This window comes from Actinomadura viridis (assembly GCF_015751755.1).
Classification (GTDB): domain Bacteria; phylum Actinomycetota; class Actinomycetes; order Streptosporangiales; family Streptosporangiaceae; genus Spirillospora; species Spirillospora viridis.
In genome coordinates this window covers 275,123-293,285 of the sequence record NZ_JADOUA010000001.1, presented here as the reverse complement: position 1 = coordinate 293,285, position 18,163 = coordinate 275,123, and the positions used below count along the sequence as shown (strand labels likewise).

Sequence of the window (18,163 nt, the reverse complement as noted above, 5' to 3'; positions counted from 1 at the left end):
CGCCCTTCCCACCGTCCCACCACACCCCGCACCCCACACCCCACATCACCCAGATCACCACCGAACATCCCCAGCCCCCGGCGGCCATCGCGCCGGGGGGCGGCCGTCCACACCCCCATGGAGGAGAAGGCCATGACCACATCGAGACGTGCTTTCCTCGGCGCGCTGGGCGCGGGCGTGCTCGCCGCCGCGACCGGCTGCGGGACGGGCGGGGGCGGCACCGGCGCCTCGACGGACGCCCTGACGGTCTGGTTCCCCGGCAACTCCGCCCCCGAGATCGAGCTGGTCACCGGGAAGCTGGTGCCGGAGTTCCGCGCGGCGCACGGCGCGAAGGTCGAGGTGACCTTCGTCGACTGGGGGCAGATCTCGCCGAAGCTGAACGCGGGCTTCGCGGGCAACAGCGCCCCGGACGTCTTCGGCCACGGCCCCGCCGCCGCGGCGGGCTTCGCCGCGTCCGGGCGGATCGAGCCGCTGGACGCGCGGTTCGGCGCGCTGCCCGCCGCCGACCGCGAGGACCTCGCCCCGTACCTGGACGGCGGCAAGGTCGATGGCAAGCAGTACATGCTCCCGCTGGTGGCCGCGGGGGTGCTGGTCGCCTACCGCAAGGACCTGCTGGAGGAGGCCGGGGTGAAGGAGCCCGCCACCTGGGACGAGGCGCGGGAGGCGGCGGGGCGGCTGACGGTCCGCGACGGCGGGAAGGTCACCCGGGCCGGGCTGGTCCTCCAGTCGGCCAAGACGCAGCGGGTGCAGAGCTTCCAGGCCCTGATCGGCTCCGAGGGCGGCGCGCTGCTCTCCCCAGACGGCAGGCAGATCACCTGGAACTCGCCGGAGGGCGTGAAGGCGCTGGAGTACTTCGCCGGGCTCTACGCCGGCGGCTCCGCCGTCAGCAACCTGCTCGGCGCCGACTTCGCCAACCAGCCCGCCGCGCAGAACCCGCTGGCCACCGGGCGGGCCGCGATGGCCTCGGCCACCACCGGACAGGTCCTGCAGATCGTCAAGGCGCGCCCCGACCTCGCCGGGAAGATCGGCGTCCTGAAGCCGCTGAAGGCGAGGACCGCGACGACCTTCGGCGGCGCCACCACCGGCCTGTTCATCAACGCCGACTCCGGCAACAAGACCCTGGCCTGGAAGTTCCTGGAGTTCATGGCCTCCCGCGGCGTCGCCGACCGGTACGCCGAGACGACCGGGGCGCTGCCGATCCGGTCCTCGTCCGGGCAGAGCGCGTACGTGACCGGGCAGCCCCTGCTCAAGCCGTTCATCGACGCCACCCCGGCGTACACGGGCAGCCCGAACGTCCCGTCATGGGTGCCGGTGCGCGAGGTCCTCGACAAGCACCTGGAGCGGGCGCTCGCCGGGAAGGCGTCGCCGAGGCGGGCGCTGGACGACGCCGCCGCCGAGGCCCGGCCGCTGCTGGCCGGGAAGTGACATGGCCGTGCTGACCAAGCCCGGGTCCGCGGCGCCGCGGACCCGGCCCGGCCCCCGGCCCCGGCCCCGCGGGCGCGGCCCGGCCCGGCGCCGGCTGCTGGCCGGGATCGCGTTCACCTCCCCGGTCATCGCCTACCTCGCCGTCTTCCAGCTGTTCCCCGTGCTGTACGGGCTGTACCTGAGCTTCACCTCCTACAGCCCGCTCGACCGGGGGGCGCCGCGGCCCGTCGGGTTCGGCAACTACACCGGGCTGCTCCACTCCGCGGACTTCCTGCGGTCCCTGAGGGTGACCGCGCAGTTCGTGGCGGAGGTGCTGCCGTTCGCGGTGGGCCTGGCCCTCGGGCTGGCGCTGCTGGCCAACCGGCGGATCCCCGGGATCGGGCTGTTCCGGGCGGGGTTGTTCCTGCCGCGCATCGTCCCGCTGACCGCCGTCAGCCTCATCTGGCTGTGGATGTACTCCCCCGACGGCTGGTTCAACAGCCTCGCCGCGCAGATCGGGCTCAGCCCGCGCGAATGGCTGCTGGACGAGGGCAGCGCGCTGCACGCGGTGGCGTTCATGCGCGTGTGGAAGGCCCTCGGCGGCAACATGATCCTCTTCCTGGCCGGGCTGCAGGCGATCCCGCCCGTGCTGTACGAGGCGGCGAAGATGGACGGCGCCGGCGCCTGGGCGCGGTTCCGGCACGTGACGCTGCCCGGGCTCCGCCCCGTCATGGTCTACGTCGTCACCATCAACATCGTCTACCTGGCGCAGTCGTTCGCGGAGATCTTCATCCTCACCGGCGGCGGCCCGCTCGGCTCGACCACGACCACCAACTTCCTGATCTACCAGGAGGCGTTCCAGAACAACCAGTTCGGATCCGCCAGCGCCATGGCGTTCGTGCTGTTCGCGTTCATCTTCGCCTTCTCCTTCATCGCGATGCGCGGGATGCGGAGGACCCCGTGACCCTCGTGCGCAAGCCGGGCTCGGCCGTCGCGCTCGTGGCCGCGACGCTGCTGGTCCTCGTGCCGTTCTGGTGGATGGCCTCGATCGCGTTCAAGCCCGAGTCGGAGGTGTTCACCCGGGAGCCGCGGCTCCTGCCGGGGCAGCCGACGCTGGACAACTTCGCCACCGCGCTGGACGCGGGCAACCTGGACCGGGCCCTGACGAACTCGCTGGTCGTCGCGCTGGTGGTCGTGGCCGCCAACATCGCGTTCGCGCTGCCGGCCGGTTACGCGTTCGCCAAGCTGCCGTTCCGGGGCAGCGACGCGATCTTCATGGTGATCGTCTCGACGACCATGGTGCCGGTCGCGGTCACGCTGATCCCGATGTTCCTCATCGCCAAGGGCATCCCCCTGGCCGGTGGCAACGACCTGCTCGGCCGGGGCGGCTCCGGGCTGCTGGACTCCCTCGGCGGGCTCACCCTGCCGCACCTGATCGGGCCGCTGAACGTGTTCCTGGCCCGCCAGTACTTCGTCGGGCTCGCCGACGAGCTGGGCGAGGCCGCCCGCGTGGACGGGGCGAGCGAGTTCACCCTGTTCTGGCGGATCTACCTGCCGCTGGCCAGGCCGCTCGTCGCGACCGTCGCCGTGTTCTCGTTCACCGCGGTCTGGGACGACTTCCTGTGGCCGCTGGTGGTGACGAGCTCACCGGAGACCCAGACCGTCCAGCTGGCCCTCAGCAAGTTCCTGACCGGGGGCAACGTCGCCTACGGGCCCGCCATGGCCGGTTCGGTCCTGGTGCTGCTGCCGATCCTGGCCGTCTTCGTCCTCAACCAACGCAGCTTCGTCGCCGGGCTCTCCGAGGGCGGCGTGAAGGGATGACCATGCCTGAGACACGGACCGCCGTGCTGGTCGCCGGCGGAGGGCTCGGCGGCGTGGCCGCCGCGCTGACCGCGGCCCGGCTCGGCCACCGGGTGGTGCTGACCGAGGAGACCGACTGGCTCGGCGGCCAGCTCACCAGCCAGGCCGTGCCGCCCGACGAGAACCCGTGGATCGAGTCCCGGTACGCCTCGACCGGTTACCGGGCGCTGCGCGCCCGGATCCGGGACTACTACCGGCGCAACTACCCGTTGCGGGCCGGGGTCGCGGCCGACCGCCTGCTGAACCCCGGTCTCGGCGTGGTGAGCGGGCTCTGCCACGAACCGCGGGTCGCGGTGGCCGTCCTGGACGAGCTGCTCGCCCCGTACCGGACGGCCGGGCTGATCACCGTCCTGCTCCGGCACGCCCCGGTCGCCGCCGAGGGGACCGGGGACCGGGTCGAGGCGGTCACGTTCCGGCGGCCCGACGGCACCGAGGTGGTGATCGAGGCCGACTACGTCGTGGACGCCACCGAGCTGGGCGACCTGCTGCCGCTGACCGGCACCGAGCACGTGGTCGGGGCCGAGGGCGCGGCCGAGACGGGCGAGCCGCACGCCGCCGAGCGGCCCGATCCGCTGGACCAGCAGGCGATCAGCTGGTGCTTCCCGCTGGAGTACCGGCCGGGCGAGGACCACACGATCGACAAGCCCGCCGGCTACGACCACTGGCGCACGTACGAGCCGTCCTTCTGGCCCGGCCCGCAGCTGTCGTGGACGGACGTCGACCCGATCGGCCTGTCGGTCCGGACGCGCGGGCTGTTCCACGACGGCGGCCACGTCCCCGGCGCGCACGACCTGTGGCACTACCGGCGGATCGTCGCGGCGGGCCAGTACGAGCCGGGCGTGATCGCGCACGACGTCACGCTGGTGAACTGGCCCCAGATCGACTACTGGGACCTGCCCCTGGTCGGCCCCGGAGCCGACCGGGACAAGGCCCTGGCCGGGGCCCGCGACCTGTCGCTGTCGTTCCTGTACTGGATGCAGACCGAGGCGGGCCATCCCGGCCTCCGGCTGCGGCCCGACCTCGTGGACACCCCCGACGGCCTGGCCAAGGCCCCGTACATCCGCGAGTCCCGGCGGATCAGGGCCGAGTTCACCGTGGTGGAGCAGCATGTGGGCGTCCAGGCGCGCGGCCCGCTCCGGGGCTCGGAGGTCTTCGCCGACAGCGTCGGCCTGGGCTCGTACCGGATCGACCTGCACCCCAGCACCTCGGGCCGCACCTACGTGGACGTCGACTGCTACCCGTTCCAGATCCCGCTGGGCGCGCTGCTGCCCCAGCGCGTCGACAACCTCCTCCCGGCGGGCAAGAACATCGGCACGACCCACATCACCAACGGCTGCTACCGGCTGCACCCGGTCGAGTGGAGCATCGGCGAGGCGGCCGGCGCGCTGGCCGCGCAGGCGCTGGCCACCGGCCTGCCGCCCAGGAAGATCCGTGCCGACGCCGCCCGGCTGGCCGACTTCCAGCGGCTGCTCACCGGCGTGCTCGGGGTGACGCTCGCCTGGCCCGAGGACGTCCGTACGACACCGTGCGGGGAGCATCCCGCCGTACCGCAGCTCGTCGAGCAGGAGCCCTGACCCGCACGCGTCGCTAGGCCCAGCGCGGGACACCGCCGTCCATACGCACCCTGGTCTCGGGCACCGGGCCCTGCTCGTAGGGAGTCTCGCGTGGAGGGGCCTGCCTCGGCGGGCCGGCCTGCCCGAGCCCGCGGTGCACCTCACAGCCGCAGCCGGAGTCCAGCGGCGCGGGACACCGTGCCGCCAGCTCGGTGACCACGCCCATGTCGGCCGGGTCGATGCGCCACCACCAGTACATGTCCCAGGACGAGTGGTCGCCGGTATCCCAGCAGTCGTGCGAGTGGTGTTCGACCACGCCCCCGCCACAGGCTCCGCAGCGCAGTACCCGGGTGTAGTCGTGCACGACGCTATGGCCCCCGCCGCCGTGCGGCACACCCCGTTCGGTCAGGTTCAGCAACGGCTCGAGAGCCGCGCCATCACAACACCGCCGCACCACCGAATCACACCTTTCCGTGCGGGTTCATGCAGGGATGATAGGCGTGGCGTTCCGTCAGGAGGATTCGCGGACGACAAGTTCGGTGGGGAGGATGACGGGTTCCTGGCGGTGGGCGGGGTCCTGCGCGAGCAGCATGCGGACGATGGCCCGGGCGACCTCGGCGATCGGCTGGCGGACGGTGGTCAGCGGCGGGTCGGTGAAGCGCGCCGCCTCGATGTCGTCGAACCCCACGACGGCGACGTCGTCGGGCACGCGGCGGCCGGTCCTGCGGAGGGTCTGCAGGGCGCCGATCGCCATGAGGTCCGTCGCGGCGAACACCGCGTCCAGATCCGGGTCGTCCTCCAGGAGCCGGCGCATGGCCGCGGCGCCCGACTCCCGGGTGAAGTCGCCCAGTGCGGCCAGGGAACGGCGGTCGGCCGCGGAGAGGACCTCCCGGTATCCGGCGAGCCGGTCGGTTCCGGCGGTCATGTCGGGCGGGCCGGCGATGGTGGCGACGCGCCGCCGGCCCCGTTCCAGCAGGTGCCGGACGGCGGCCCGGGCGCCGCCGACGTTGTCGCAGTCGCCGTACGGCAGGCGGTCGGTGGAGGCGGGACGGCCGTGCGAGACGACGGGCAGCCCCGTCCGGGCCAGGGCGGCGGGCAGGGGGTCCGAGCCGTGCAGCGACAGCAGGATGACGCCGTCCACATGCCCTCCCGCCACGTACCGCTCGACCCGGGCCTGCCCGGCGGGCGAGGAGGCGAGCATGAGGACGACCTGCTTGTCGGCGCTCTCCAGTTCCTGGCTGACCGCGCGTACCACCACGGAGAAGAACGGGTCGTCGGAGAAGACCCGGGAGGGCGGCTCGGAGACGACCAGGCCGACGGCGTCGGTGCGCTGGGTGACCAGGCTGCGGGCCGCGGAGTTGGGGACGTAGCCGAGCTCGTCGACCGCGCGCAGCACGGCGGCGCGGATCTCCGGGTTCACCGACGCCGAGCCGTTGACGACGCGCGACACGGTGGCGCGGGAGACCCCCGCCCGGGCCGCCACGGCCTCCAGGGTGGGACGTCTCATGCCGTGGGCCCCCGGTCCGTGACGAACGGGGCCGGGCCGGGCGTGAGAGCGCTCTCCGAGGCAGTCATTTCTCCATCGCATCATCAACACTGGTCAGAAGCGAGGAAATGGGGATTCGGTCTTTTTGGGACGTTGGTTTGAGAGCGCTCTCCGGACATGGGAACCCTTGACAGGCCCTTTCCGGGGAGTCACATTGACGGTCCGCAGGTGCCGGCCCACCTTCCCCGTCCCCCGCCCCCCGCTGTGGAAGGCCCCCGCCATGACGCTCCCCTGGAGGCATCGCCTCACCCGCACGCCCGTACTCCGCCGCAGGCGCAGGAAAGCCCTCGCGGCCCTCACCGCCCTCGCCGTCCTTCCGGCGGCGCTCGCGCAGCCCCCCGCCGCCGCCTCGGTCCCGCCGCCGCCCCAGGGCTGGAGCCTGGTGTGGGCCGACGACTTCGACGGGGCCGCCGGCGCGCCGCCCTCGCCGGAGAACTGGCTCATCAGCACCGGTCACGGTTATCCCGGCGGGCCGCCCAACTGGGGCACCGGCGAGATCCAGCGCTACACCGCCGACCCCGCGAACGTCGGCCTGGACGGCGCCGGCAACCTGAGGATCACCCCGCTGAAGTCGGCGTCGGGGGAATGGACCTCCTCGCGCGTCGAGACGCGCCGTACGGACTTCAAGCCCGCCGAGGGCCGCGTCCTGCGCATCGAGGGCCGGATCCAGATGCCCGGCGTCACCGGCCCCCAGGCCCTGGGCTACTGGCCGGCCTTCTGGGCGCTGGGCTCCCCGTACCGCGGCAATTACCAGAACTGGCCGTCGATCGGTGAATTCGACATCATGGAGAACGTCAACGGGATCGATTCCGTCTGGGGCGTGCTGCACTGCGGCACCAATCCCGGCGGCCCGTGCGACGAGAGCAACGGGATCGGGAGCAGCCGCCCCTGCCCGGGCACGACGTGCCAGTCCGGGATGCACACCTACCGGTTCGAATGGGATCGCGGCGTGACGCCCAACCGGCTGCGCTGGTACGTGGACGGCGAGCAGTACCACTCCGTCTCCCAGGACCGGGTCGGCGACGCCGCCTGGAACGACATGACCGGCCACGCGGGCTACTTCCTGCTCCTGAACGTGGCGATGGGCGGCGCGTTCCCGAACGGGGTGGCCGGGCACGCCACACCGACCGCCGACACCGTCCCGGGACGGCCCATGGTCGTGGACTACGTCGCCGTCTGGCAGAACGGCGCCTCGGCCGCCAAGCGTTCCTGAGCCCGCATCCCCGTAAGGAATCCCATGCGCATTTCCAGAATGGCCCTCCGAGGGCTGGCCGCCGTGGTCGCGGGAGTGCTCGCCTTCTCCCCGGCGACCCCCGCGACGGCCGCGCCACCGGACGTCCTCCCGGTGGACGTGACCAATGACTCGGGGCGGTCCGAGCAGATCCACCTGTACGTGGTCGGCGTCGAACTCTCCTCCGGCAGGCTCGGTCACGTCGACGCGTCCGGCGCGTTCAGCCCGTGGCCGGCGGGGACGAACCCGCCGAGCCCCGCCCCGGACGTCGCGATCGGCGGGCCGGGCCCGGGCGCGACCACGACGCTCCGGGTCCCGCGCGGGTTCTCCGGCCGGATGTACTTCTCGTTCGACCGGAAGCTGAGCTTCGCGCTGACACCGGACGGGCTCGTGCAGCCCGCGCCGTGGAACCCCGCCGACCCCGACCACACCACCCTCTTCGACTGGAGCGAGTTCACCTACGACGGCAGCGGGCTGTGGCTGAACAGCTCGCAGGTCGACATGTTCAGCGTCCCGCACGCGGTCGCCGTGACGAGCGACGCCGGGGTGACCAGGCGGACCGGCCTGCTCAAGCCGGGCGGCCGGAACGGGATCATCGACGCGCTGCGGAACATGCCGGGCGACTGGCCGAAGCTGATCACGACCGGTGCCGACGGGACGCCGCTGCGGGTCCTGTCCCCCGCCAAGGGCATCGGGACGGGCGTGTTCAGCCCCACCTACCTGGACGGCTACATCGCGAGCGCGTGGGACGCGTACCGGAACCGGACGCTGACGGTCGTCCCGTTCCAGAACGAGCCGGACCGGCGGTTCCTCGGCCGGACCGGGGACGACGGCGTCCTGCACTTCACCGACGGCACCGGTGCCAGGGTGGCCTCGTTCACCAGGCCCTCCACCAAGGACGTGTTCGGCTGCGACGGCGCCCTCCTGGCCCCCAACGACCCCGTGGTGGGACCGATCGCCCGCACGCTCTGCGCCGGCCTGCACCGTTCGACGCTGGGTTACCTGCACACCCAGCCGACCTACGACCCGGCCGGGTTCTACACGCGCGACATCGCCAATCACTACTCGCGGACTATCCACGAGCACATGGCCGACGGCCGGGCCTACGGCTTCCCGTTCGACGACGTGGGCGGGTTCGAGTCCCTGGTCCATGACGGTTCTCCGCGTTCCGCCGCCATCACCCTGACCCCGTTCTGACGGTCCCGGCGCGCGATCCGGGCGGTGGCCCGGATCGCGCGTCCTCATTCCGGCGTGGGCTTCTCCACCCCGCGCGGCCACAGGAAGAAGGCGAGCACGGTCGCGGCGAGGGTGAGGATCGCGGTGGCGACCATGGTGCGGGCGACGCCCGTGTCGAACGCGTCGGTGACCGCCCGGACGACGGCGGCCCTGAGATCGGGCGGCAGTGACGCGAGGGCGTCCTTGAAGGAGGAGGAGTTCACCAGCGCCTCCCGGGCCTGGGCGATCTCCGCGGAGGTGAGCCCGGACCGGGCCACCGCCCCGGCCGCCGCGTTCTCGGTGAGCCCGCGGGCGAAGGCGGTGAGGACGGCGACCCCGAGCGCGCCACCGAGCATGCTGGACATCTTGAAGACGCCCGCGGCGGTCCCGGCGAGGTCGCGGGGGACGTCCCCGACGGCCGTGTTGGCGACGGGCGTGCTCACCAGCCCCAGGCCGAGCCCGATGATGAAGAGGGCGACCGGGAACCACACGCGGGTCTCCGTACCGAGGAAGCCGAGCAGGAACAGGCCGGCGGCCGCCACGACGAGCCCGCCCACCGCGGGCGGCCGGCCGCCGCGCCGGGCGTCCATCCGTCCCCCGAGCGGGATGAACGCGAAGACACCGAACGTGGCGGGGAGCATGAGCAGGCCCGCCTCCACCGGGCTGTAGCCGCGGGTGTTCTCCAGCCACAGGACGAGGAGGAAGCTCATGCCGGAGAACGCGAGGTTCATCGTCAGGTTGGCCGTGAGCGCCCCGTCGTAGGTCCGCCGCCGGAACAGCCGCAGGTCGACGAGCGGATCGCGGGCGCGGCGTTCGACATGGAACCACGCGACCGCGAACACCACGGTGGCCGCGAACAGCCCGACCACGACCGGGTCCGTCCATCCCGCGGCGGGGCCTTCGGTCAGCGCGTACAGGAGCGCGAACACCGCCGCTCCGATGCAGGCCAGGCCCAGCCAGTCGACGCGGCGGGACGCGCCGGGGTCGCGCGACTCCCGGGTGGTGAGCCGGACGGCCACGAGCGTGACGGCGGCGAGCGGCAGGTTGATCCAGAACAGCCAGCGCCAGCCCAGCGCCTCGGTGACGCCCCCGCTGATCGCGGGGCCGATGGACAGCCCTCCCCACGCCACCGCCTGCCAGATGCCGAACGCGGTGATCTCCGCCCGGCCCGAGAACTCGGGCGGGATGAGGGCGAGCGAGGCGGGCAGGATCAGGGCGGCGCCGACGCCCATGAGCCCGCGGCCGACGACCAGCCATCCGGCGCCGGGCGCGAGCGCGGCCAGGACGGAGAACGCGGCCAGCAGCACCAGGCCCAGCACCAGCATCCGGCGCCGCCCGAAGATGTCCCCGAACCGGCCGGCGGCGATCACGAGCGCTCCGGTGACGAGGCTGAAGGCGTTGTTCGCCCACTGGAGCGTCGACAGCGAGGTGGTGAACTCGTCGGCGATGACGGGGAGGGCCACGCCCAGATCGCCGAAGGCGAGCCAGACCATGCCCGCGGCCGTGCAGATCGCGGCCAGGGAGACCCACCGCAGCGGCGGGGGGCCGGTGTCGGCCATGGACGATCCAGCCATGACCACGGAGAGTAATCGATCGGTGGCGGTTCCGGCGTCTCCCGCGCCGGACGCCCGTCCGGCCTCGGCTGGATCACACGCGGGTCGCCGGCCGTTAGGGACGCGCGGATTGGGATAGATGTTGGGGTGCAGCCCGGCGAGCGCGCCTCGCCCGAGCGTGCGGATCCGGGAGCGCGGGGGTGGGACGCGGGGGCATGGTCGAGTCGCACAGGGTCGAGTCGCACGGGGACGAGTCGCAGGGGTTCGATTCGGACGTCGTCATCATCGGTGCCGGTGCCGCCGGGCTGTCGCTGGCGCACCACCTCGCCAGGACGGGGCCGCCGGGACGGCGGGGGGAGGCGCCCACGGTGACCCTGGTGGAGGCCCTCGACGAGTCGCTGCGCCCGCCCGAACGCACCTGGTGTTTCTGGGAGAAGGGCGAGAGCGAGTACGAGGAGGCCGTCGTGGCGTCCTGGGACCGCCTGCGGGTGGTCGGCAGGGACGGCGACGCGGTGGTGAAGGGCATCTCCCCGTTCCGCTACAAGATGCTCCGCTCGAGCGCCTTCGAGGAGCTGGTGGAGCGCGGCCTGTCCGGTCTGCCTGGGGTGCGCACGGTGCGCGCCGACGTCCACGCGGTACGGGACCTGCCCGGCGGGGCCGAGGTGGACGGCACGGCGGCGGGGGGACGGCGGCTGAGGCTGCGCGCCCGCTGGGTGTACGACTCGCGCCCGCCGCGCGAGCTGCCGCGGGCCCGCAGCACGCTGCTGCAGCACTTCCGGGGCTGGTTCGTGCGGACGGCGTTCCCCGCGTTCGACCCCGAGGTCGTGTCGCTGATGGACTTCCGGACGCCCCAGCCGCCGCGCGGCCTCTCGTTCGGTTACGTGCTGCCGTTCGGCCCCAGGGACGCCCTCATCGAGTACACGGAGTTCTCCCCGAAGCCGCTGAGCCAGGGCGCCTACGAGGAGGCGCTGCTGCACTACACGCGCAAGGTGCTCGGCATCGGCCCGCTGGAGGTGCGCGGCCACGAGCAGGGCGTGATCCCCATGACCGACGCGGTGTTCCCGCGGCGGGCCGGGCGTTCGGTCTTCCGGATCGGCACGGCCGGGGGCGCGACCCGCCCGTCCACCGGGTACACGTTCGCGGCGGTGCAGCGGCAGAGCCGGGCCATCGCCGCCGCCTACGAGCGCGGGGACGTGCCCGCGCCGCCGCCCCCGTACTCCCCGCGGGCGCGGGCGATGGACGCGGTCATGCTGAGGCTGCTGGACCGGGGCCGGGCGGACGGCACCGAGTTCTTCACCGGGCTCTTCCGGACGACGCCGGCGGAGCGGCTGCTGCGCTTCCTCGACGGTGACACCCGCCTGGGGGAGGACATCGCGATCGGGCTGCGCACCCCGATCGTCCCGATGCTGCGTACCGTGGCGGAACTGCCGCTGCTGCCGCGCAGGAACGTCCCGGCCGCGCCCGGCCGCCCGGCCGCTTCCGAATCCACCTCCCCCAGCGAGGAGAGACCTTGAGCCTGCTACGCGACCAGGAACTCGCCGCCGCGTTCGACCGCGGCGCGCGCAGCTACGACCGGCTCGTCGGGGCCGCCCCCGGCTACCATGCCGCGCTGCGCCGGTCCGCCCGCCGCCTGGGCCTGCCCGGCGGCGGCGCGGGACTGCGGCTGCTGGACCTCGGCTGCGGCACCGGCGCCTCGACGGCCGCGCTGGTCCGGATCGCCCCGCACGCGGAGATCACCGCGGTGGACGCCTCGGCGGGCATGCTGGAACGCGCCGCCGCCAAACGCTGGCCCCCGAACGTGCGGTTCGTGCACGCGCCCGCCGAGAAGATGGCCGAGGCGGGCGTCGAGGGGCCCTTCGACGCCGCGTTCGCCGCGTTCCTGCTCCGCAACGTCGCGTCCCCGGACACCGTCCTGCGCTCGCTCCGCGCCATGCTCGCACCGCCCCTGGGGCGGCTGGCCGTCCACGACTACGCGCTCAGCGGCGCGCTGCCGCACCGGGCGGTGTGGTGGGCCGTCTCCCGCACCATCATCACCCCGGCCGGGACGCTCGCCGGCGACGCCCCGCTCTACCGCCACCTGCGGCGCAGCGTCGCCGACTTCGACACCGCCCCGGCGCTGGGCGCGCGGCTCGCCCGTGCGGGATTCCGGGACACGCGCGTCCTGCCCATGCCCGGCTGGCACGCGGGCATCATCCACACCGTCGTCGGCCGCGTGGCGGTGGACGGCGGCGCCACCGCGCCCGAGGCGGGCCGGCCGTGACCGGGCGCCCCGCCGCCGGGGTCGCGCGGCGCGGCCGGGACCGGCGCGCCACCGTCGTCCCCGCGCCCGCCGGACGCGCCCGGTTCACCGGGGACGCGCCCGCGGTCGCCGTCGTCGGCGGCGGCATCGCGGGCCTGGCCGCCGCGACCGGGCTCGCCGAACGCGGCGCGCGGGTGACGGTGTACGAGCGCGAGCCGGTGCTCGGCGGCCGGGTCGCCGGGTGGCCGGTGACGCTGGCCGACGGCTCGGCCGCCACCATGACCCGCGGGTTCCACGCCTTCTTCCGCCAGTACTACAACCTGCGCGGGCTGCTGCGCCGCGCGGACGGCGGGCTCGGCATGCTGACGGGCCTGCCGGACTACCCGCTGCTCCACAGCGACGGCCGGACCGACGGGTTCGCCAAGGTGCCCCGGACGCCGCCCTGGAGCGCGCTGGGGTTCGTGGCGCTCAGCCCCAGCTTCGGCTGGCGCGATCTGGCCCGGATGGATCCGGTGGCCGCGCTGCCGCTGCTGGACGTCAGCGTCCCGGAGATCTACCGGCGGCTCGACGGCACCAGCGCCGCGGACTTCCTGGACGCGATCCGCTTCCCGGAGGCGGCCCGGCACCTGGCCTTCGAGGTGTTCTCCCGCAGCTTCTTCGCCGATCCGGCGCGGCTGTCGGCCGCCGAGCTGGCCCTGATGTTCCACATCTACTTCCTGGGGTCGGCCGAGGGGCTGCTGTTCGACGTCCCCCGCGAACCGTTCCCGCAGGCGCTCTGGGACCCCCTCGCCGCGTACCTGGAGGGCCGGGGCACGCGGCTGCGCCCGGGTACGCCGGTGGACGCCGTCCTGCCGAGGCCGGGCGGGGGCGCCGACGTGGTGGCCGGCGAGGCCCGGGAGTCCTACGACGGCGTGGTCCTCGCGCTCGACACCGAGGGGCTGCGGGGCGTCGTCGCGCGGTCCCCGGATCTCGGCGACCGGGCCTGGCGGGACCGCGTGGACCGGCTGCGCACCGCGCCGCCGTTCCTGGTGTCGCGGCTGTGGCTGGACCGCCCGGCGCGCGCCGACCGGGCCGCTTTCCTGGGCACCGGCGGCTTCCCCTCGCTCGACAACGTGAGCGTGCTGGAACGCTGGGACGGCGAGGCGGCCCGGTGGGCGGCGCGCACGGGCGGGTCGGTCGTCGAGCTGCACGCCTACGCGGTGGACCCGGACGCCGATCGCCGCGCCGAGGAGGAACGGCTGGTCGCGCAGCTGCACCGCGTCTACCCGGAGACGCGGGACGCGCGGGTGGTCGGCGTCCGGCACGTGTGGCGGGAGGACTGCCCGATGTTCGCGACCGGGGGCCACGGCGGCAGGCCGACCGTGCGGACCCCCGACCCGTGCGTCATGGTGGCCGGGGACCTGGTCCGGACCGAGCTGCCGGTGGCGCTGATGGAACGGGCCGCCACGACCGGTTTCCAGGCCTCGAACGCCCTGCTGTCCGGGTGGGGCGTCCGGGGGCAGACGCTGTGGACGGTCCCCCGCCGGGGACGGTCGCGGCTGCTCCGTACGGTGGCCGCGCTGGCCCCGAGGGTGGAACGGGCCTCCAGGACTCCCGGCGCCCCCGAGGCTCCCGCGCGGGCCTAACCGGGGAACCGTCCCGAGGCGCGCAGCTCCCAGCGGCGCTCGGCGTAGGCGAGGTCGTCCCGCCACACCCGCCCGGCCACCTGCCGGATCAGCGGGCGCATCAGCGGGGCGACCGACCGGGCCGCCGTGAAGCCGGGACGCTCGGAGGTGGCGATGACCGCCTCCACGACGGCGGTGCGCGGGTTGCCGCGCGCGTCCTCGCCGAGCGGGGTGGCGTGCGTCTCCACCACCGAGGTCCGCCCCTCCCCTTCGGTGATGTGCATGACCACGGTTCGTGGTTCGGGCGCGGTGAAGACCGCCCGGACGGGGACGACCGCGCGGCCCACGACCTTGAACGAGACGTCCACCACGAACCCGTCGTCCGGCCCGGAGGCGGGCGACGCTGAGGCGGGCGACGCTGAGGCGGGCGCGCCGCCGTCCGGGGACGCCGGGGGGACCTCCCGCACGGTCAGGTCCACGAACGAGTAGGGGTGCAGCCAGGCCCCGTGCCAGGGGTCGAAACGGTTGGCGATCACGTCCTCGGGTTCGCAGACCCCCTCCGCCTCGAACACCGCGTCCAGGGAACGGGCCGGGTCGGGACGGACCGGCAGGACCGGACGTTCCAGCGGGGGCTCGCCGCCGAGCGTGTCCAGCCGCACCCACGCCAGCACACCGTCGTCGTAGGCGGGGAAAGGCTCCCACCCTGCGTAGGGCTCACCGTCGAGACGCAGCCCGTGCCAGTGGCAGACCACGGCGCCGCACACCAACCGGGCGTCCCGCAAGGGCGCTCCCAGATGGGGGCAGACGCCGGGGCCGGCCCGCAACCGCCCCGACCGGTCACGCCAGGCGATGACCTCCACGCCCCCGATGGTGCGGCCGTAGGGCCTCTTCCCTTGGGCGATGGACCGGCTGGCGCCCAGGACGTACCAGTTGCCCGACGGCCGGGCGGTGGCCTGTTTCAGGGCGGCCGTGATGATCGAGGGCTTGGCCTCCCGCCAGGTCAGCGGCTGGTCCTGCCAGCGGACCGGGCGCCCCAGGCGCAGCGGGATCCGGGGACGGCGGCGGCGCGCGTCGTCACGGGTCATGAGGGGCCCTCCGTGAGCACCGGCGGTACGGACTGGGACGGCGCGGCGGGCGCGGGCCGTTGCGGCGGCGCGGGTGCGGGCCGTTGCGGCGGCGCGGGTGCGGGCCGTCGCAGTGGGGCCGGTCGTCGCAGTGGGGCCGGTCGTCGCGGCGCCGGAGCCCGCAGCCGGGCCGCGATCGCCCGCGCGCCGCCGCCGAGCGCCACCGCCGCTCTCCGCCCGCGCGGCACCACGGCCCGCCGGTGCAGCACGGCGTACCCGTCCTCCTCGATCACGCGCAGGATGTCCCGGTAGAGGATGAACGCCGTCCGCACGCAGGCGCGCGAGGCGGGCTCCAGCATCGCCAGCCCCGGGGCGGCCTCGCGGTAGACGCCCTGGGTGAAGTCCGCGGCGGCCGTCAGGAGGGCCCGGATCCTGGGATCGGTCCTCCCGGTGGCGCGGCTCCAGAGCAGCAGTTCGCGATCGACGCCGTGCGCGCTCATCAGGTCCTCGGGCAGGTAGACGCGGCCCCGGTCGAGGTCCTCCCCCACGTCCCGCAGGAAGTTGGTGAGCTGGAACGCGACGCCCAGCGCGGCGGCGTGCGGCGCCGCCTCCTCCCTCGGGACCACCGTGCCGAGGACGGGGAGCATCTGCAGGCCGATCACCGCGGCCGAGCCGTGCATGTACCCGCGCAGCTCGGCGTAGGTGCGGTAACGCGTCACCTCCAGGTCACTGCGCATGGCCGCCATGAAGTCGGTGAAATGCCGGTGGTCGATGTCGTAGACCGCCGCCGTGTGCGCCAGCGCCCGCACGACGGGCTCAGAGCCGGTGCCCCGGCGCAGCCCGTCGGCCAGGCGTTCCTCCAGCCGGTCCAGGGCCGCGGCGCGCCGGGCCGGCGTGAGGCCCGGGTCGAGGTCGTCCACGATGTCGTCGGCCCAGCGGGCGAACCCGTACAGGGCGTGGACGGCGGGTCTCCGCGCCACCGGCAGCAGCCGGGTGGCCAGGAAGTACGTGCGGCCGTGCCGGGCGTTGAGGCGCCGGCAGCGGGCGTAGGCGTCGCGCAGCACCGGGTCGGTGACGCCCGCGGCGTCCAGTTCCCGCCGGGTCATGGGGCGGTGGCCTTCCGGAGCCGCCGCGCGCCCGTTCCGCGCGGCACCAGTTCTCCGGTGACGCGGGCCGCCGCGAGCTTCCCGGAGATGAGCACGGTGGGGATGCCGACGCCGGGGGTCGTGCCGCAGCCCGCCAGCACCGCGTTGCCGACCCCGCGCACGAGGTTGCGGGGACGGAACGGGCCGGTCTGGGCGAAGGTGTGCGCCACCGAGAACGGCGTCCCGGCCGCGTGCCCCCCGGCCGTCCAGTCGGCGGGGGTGACCAGCCGTTCCGCCTGGATCGAGGCGCCGAACCCGTCGAGCCCCCGGCGTTCCAGCTCGGCCACCAGGGCGTCGCGGTAGCGCGGCCCGAGGTCGGCCCAGTCGCGGGCCGAGGGGCCGGTGGCGGTGTTGGGGCAGGGAGCCAGGACGTAGTGCAGGTGCCGGCCGGGCGGGGCCAGGCTCGGATCGGTCGCGGTGGGCCGCGTGATCAGCAGCGACGGGTCGCTCATGAGCCGTCCGGTGCGGGTGATCTCCTCGAACGTGCGCTTCCAGGCCCGCCCGAAGGAGATGGTGTGATGCCCGAGCACCGGCCACGTACGGTCGGTGCCCACGTGCAGGACGACCGCCGACGGCGAGTGGCGCAGGGCCACCGGGCGGCGCGGCTCGTGGCCCAGCAGCCGGTAGGCGTCCGGCAGCTCGGTGGTGAGGATCACCGCGTCGCAGGGGATGTGCTCCCCCTGCGCCGTGCGCACCGCGGTGACCCGGTCGCCGCGCCGTTCGAGGGACGTGACCTCGCTGGCCCAGCGGAACTCCCCTCCCGCGTCGGCGGCCGAGTCCGCCAGCGCGCGGGACAGGGCGTGCATGCCGCCGCGGGGGAAGTAGACCCCGGCGATGGTGTCCATGTAGGCGATGACGGCGTAGGCGGCCAGCGCCCGGGTGGGCGGGACCCCCGCGTACAGCGCCTGGAAGGTGAACGCCCGGCGCAGCCGCTCGTCCGACAGGAACCGGCCGATCCGCGGGCCGAGCCGGCCGAGGCCGCCCAGCGCCGCCAGCCGGGCCAGGTCCGGGGTGAGCAGCTGGAACGGGGAGTCGAAGTTGGCGTCGATGAAACGCCGCATCTGCACGGAGTACAGCTCGGTCAGCCAGGCCCGCATCCGCCGGTAGCCCGCGGCCTCGCGCGGACCGGCGAACCGGCGGATCTCCTCTTCCATCGCCTCGGCCCGGGTGTGGACGTCCAGCGCGGAGCCGTCGGCGAACCGCATGTGGTACGCCGGGTGCAGCTCGACCAGTTCCAGCCGGTCCTCGAGCCGGTCGCCGACGGCGCCGAACGCCTCGCCCGCCAGGTGCGGCATCGTCAGCACGGTCGGCCCGGCGTCGGCGAGGTAGCCGCCGAGGTCGAGCACTCCCGCCCGCCCGCCGGGCCCGGCCGCGCGCTCCACCACCGTCACCCGGCGCCCGGCGCCGAGCAGGTGCAGCGCGGCCGACAGGCCGGACAGTCCCGCTCCCACGACCACCACGTGGTCGGTGGTGCGTCTCATGGCACGCCCGTCGCGCATCGGCCTCCCTCGTCCGCGTCCGGCCGCGTACGCACGGCGTGCCGGACCTGACCGCCACCGCGCGTGTCCGGGTGGCCGCCATCTGATTACCCTGATGTCCAGTCCTAACCATGGTTCGGAGCCGTCACCACGGAGGATGGGCGGACGGCGGGCCCTTTTTTCACACGGCTTGCACGGGGCTTTCCACGGCCCCGGCCCGGCCCTGACCGGACCCGCCGCCGACAAGATCGACATCTCCCGGATCCGGCCG

15 protein-coding genes are annotated in these 18,163 nt (G+C 74.3%); 9 read left to right on the top strand and 6 right to left on the bottom strand.

The window, feature by feature from the left end; genetic code table 11:
* Window positions 1-132: 132 nt before the first annotated feature.
* Genes IW256_RS01185 through IW256_RS01170 form a run of 4 tightly spaced genes read left to right on the top strand, consistent with a single transcriptional unit; the run spans window position 133 to window position 4,838 of the window.
* Window positions 133-1,425, top strand: coding sequence for an extracellular solute-binding protein (locus tag IW256_RS01185; RefSeq protein WP_197009175.1), 1,293 nt, complete (start codon window positions 133-135; stop codon window positions 1,423-1,425).
* A 1-nt stretch (window position 1,426) separates the two neighbouring features.
* Window positions 1,427-2,368: a carbohydrate ABC transporter permease gene (locus tag IW256_RS01180; RefSeq protein WP_197009174.1), complete on the top strand. Its 942-nt coding sequence runs from the start codon at window positions 1,427-1,429 to the stop codon at window positions 2,366-2,368.
* Window positions 2,365-3,225, top strand: a complete 861-nt coding sequence (locus tag IW256_RS40710; RefSeq protein ID WP_197009173.1) for a carbohydrate ABC transporter permease — start codon at window positions 2,365-2,367, stop codon at window positions 3,223-3,225. The genes IW256_RS01180 and IW256_RS40710 overlap by 4 nt, the downstream gene beginning before the upstream one ends.
* Window positions 3,226-3,227: 2 nt before the next feature.
* On the top strand, window positions 3,228-4,838 hold the full coding sequence (locus IW256_RS01170) for an FAD-dependent oxidoreductase (RefSeq protein ID WP_197009172.1): 1,611 nt from the start codon (window positions 3,228-3,230) through the stop codon (window positions 4,836-4,838).
* Window positions 4,839-4,851: 13 nt separating this feature from the next.
* On the opposite strand, the gene IW256_RS01165 is transcribed toward IW256_RS01170, so the two are convergent.
* A complete protein-coding gene (locus IW256_RS01165) occupies window positions 4,852-5,181 on the bottom strand; it encodes a hypothetical protein (RefSeq protein WP_197009171.1) in 330 nt (109 codons plus the stop codon).
* Between the two features lie 147 nt (window positions 5,182-5,328).
* A complete protein-coding gene (locus IW256_RS01160; protein ID WP_197009170.1) occupies window positions 5,329-6,324 on the bottom strand; it encodes a LacI family DNA-binding transcriptional regulator in 996 nt (331 codons plus the stop codon).
* A gap of 259 nt (window positions 6,325-6,583) precedes the next feature.
* On the opposite strand from IW256_RS01160, the gene IW256_RS01155 reads away from it, so the two are divergent.
* Together IW256_RS01155 and IW256_RS01150 are read left to right on the top strand one after the other, a co-directional pair.
* Window positions 6,584-7,576 (top strand): glycoside hydrolase family 16 protein, encoded by a 993-nt coding sequence (locus IW256_RS01155; RefSeq protein WP_197009169.1) that lies wholly within the window; start codon window positions 6,584-6,586, stop codon window positions 7,574-7,576.
* A 24-nt stretch (window positions 7,577-7,600) separates the two neighbouring features.
* Complete coding sequence (locus tag IW256_RS01150; protein WP_197009168.1) at window positions 7,601-8,791, top strand: beta-1,3-glucanase family protein; 1,191 nt, start codon at window positions 7,601-7,603, stop codon at window positions 8,789-8,791.
* A gap of 44 nt (window positions 8,792-8,835) precedes the next feature.
* On the opposite strand, the gene IW256_RS01145 is transcribed toward IW256_RS01150, so the two are convergent.
* Window positions 8,836-10,383 carry an MFS transporter gene (locus IW256_RS01145; RefSeq protein WP_197009167.1) on the bottom strand — a complete coding sequence of 516 codons (1,548 nt, stop codon included), beginning with the start codon at window positions 10,381-10,383 and terminating at the stop codon, window positions 8,836-8,838.
* Between the two features lie 194 nt (window positions 10,384-10,577).
* Between IW256_RS01145 and IW256_RS01140 the strand changes: the two genes are divergently transcribed.
* The 3 genes from IW256_RS01140 to IW256_RS01130 are packed head-to-tail and all read left to right on the top strand — an operon-like array spanning window position 10,578 to window position 14,226.
* Window positions 10,578-11,876 carry a lycopene cyclase family protein gene (locus IW256_RS01140; RefSeq protein WP_197009166.1) on the top strand — a complete coding sequence of 433 codons (1,299 nt, stop codon included), beginning with the start codon at window positions 10,578-10,580 and terminating at the stop codon, window positions 11,874-11,876.
* Window positions 11,873-12,622, top strand: coding sequence for a methyltransferase domain-containing protein (locus IW256_RS01135; RefSeq protein ID WP_197009165.1), 750 nt, complete (start codon window positions 11,873-11,875; stop codon window positions 12,620-12,622). Before IW256_RS01140 ends, IW256_RS01135 begins: the two co-directional genes overlap by 4 nt.
* Window positions 12,619-14,226, top strand: a complete 1,608-nt coding sequence (locus IW256_RS01130; protein WP_197009164.1) for an FAD-dependent oxidoreductase — start codon at window positions 12,619-12,621, stop codon at window positions 14,224-14,226. The genes IW256_RS01135 and IW256_RS01130 overlap by 4 nt, the downstream gene beginning before the upstream one ends.
* Here IW256_RS01130 and IW256_RS01125 read toward each other — a convergent pair.
* Genes IW256_RS01125 through IW256_RS01115 form a run of 3 tightly spaced genes read right to left on the bottom strand, consistent with a single transcriptional unit; the run spans window position 14,223 to window position 17,913 of the window.
* Window positions 14,223-15,290 carry a Rieske (2Fe-2S) protein gene (locus tag IW256_RS01125; protein ID WP_197009163.1) on the bottom strand — a complete coding sequence of 356 codons (1,068 nt, stop codon included), beginning with the start codon at window positions 15,288-15,290 and terminating at the stop codon, window positions 14,223-14,225. The two genes, IW256_RS01130 and IW256_RS01125, sit on opposite strands and share 4 nt — an antisense overlap.
* On the bottom strand, window positions 15,287-16,375 hold the full coding sequence (locus IW256_RS01120; RefSeq protein WP_197009162.1) for a phytoene/squalene synthase family protein: 1,089 nt from the start codon (window positions 16,373-16,375) through the stop codon (window positions 15,287-15,289). The genes IW256_RS01125 and IW256_RS01120 overlap by 4 nt, the downstream gene beginning before the upstream one ends.
* Window positions 16,372-17,913: a phytoene desaturase gene (locus tag IW256_RS01115; RefSeq protein ID WP_197009161.1), complete on the bottom strand. Its 1,542-nt coding sequence runs from the start codon at window positions 17,911-17,913 to the stop codon at window positions 16,372-16,374. Before IW256_RS01115 ends, IW256_RS01120 begins: the two co-directional genes overlap by 4 nt.
* Window positions 17,914-18,163: the final 250 nt, after the last annotated feature.

What these genes read in the sequence shown, in the direction of transcription:
- IW256_RS01185 (WP_197009175.1), top strand. Translation starts at nt 133, where the DNA reads ATGACCACATCGAGACGTGCTTTCCTCGGCGCGCTGGGCGCGGGCGTG.
- IW256_RS01180 (WP_197009174.1), top strand. Translation starts at nt 1,427, where the DNA reads ATGGCCGTGCTGACCAAGCCCGGGTCCGCGGCGCCGCGGACCCGGCCC.
- IW256_RS01170 (WP_197009172.1), top strand. Translation starts at nt 3,228, where the DNA reads ATGCCTGAGACACGGACCGCCGTGCTGGTCGCCGGCGGAGGGCTCGGC.
- IW256_RS01160 (WP_197009170.1), bottom strand. Translation starts at nt 6,324, where the DNA reads ATGAGACGTCCCACCCTGGAGGCCGTGGCGGCCCGGGCGGGGGTCTCC.
- IW256_RS01155 (WP_197009169.1), top strand. Translation starts at nt 6,584, where the DNA reads ATGACGCTCCCCTGGAGGCATCGCCTCACCCGCACGCCCGTACTCCGC.
- IW256_RS01150 (WP_197009168.1), top strand. Translation starts at nt 7,601, where the DNA reads ATGCGCATTTCCAGAATGGCCCTCCGAGGGCTGGCCGCCGTGGTCGCG.
- IW256_RS01145 (WP_197009167.1), bottom strand. Translation starts at nt 10,383, where the DNA reads ATGGCTGGATCGTCCATGGCCGACACCGGCCCCCCGCCGCTGCGGTGG.
- IW256_RS01140 (WP_197009166.1), top strand. Translation starts at nt 10,578, where the DNA reads ATGGTCGAGTCGCACAGGGTCGAGTCGCACGGGGACGAGTCGCAGGGG.
- IW256_RS01125 (WP_197009163.1), bottom strand. Translation starts at nt 15,290, where the DNA reads ATGACCCGTGACGACGCGCGCCGCCGCCGTCCCCGGATCCCGCTGCGC.
- IW256_RS01120 (WP_197009162.1), bottom strand. Translation starts at nt 16,375, where the DNA reads ATGACCCGGCGGGAACTGGACGCCGCGGGCGTCACCGACCCGGTGCTG.
- IW256_RS01115 (WP_197009161.1), bottom strand. Translation starts at nt 17,913, where the DNA reads ATGCGCGACGGGCGTGCCATGAGACGCACCACCGACCACGTGGTGGTC.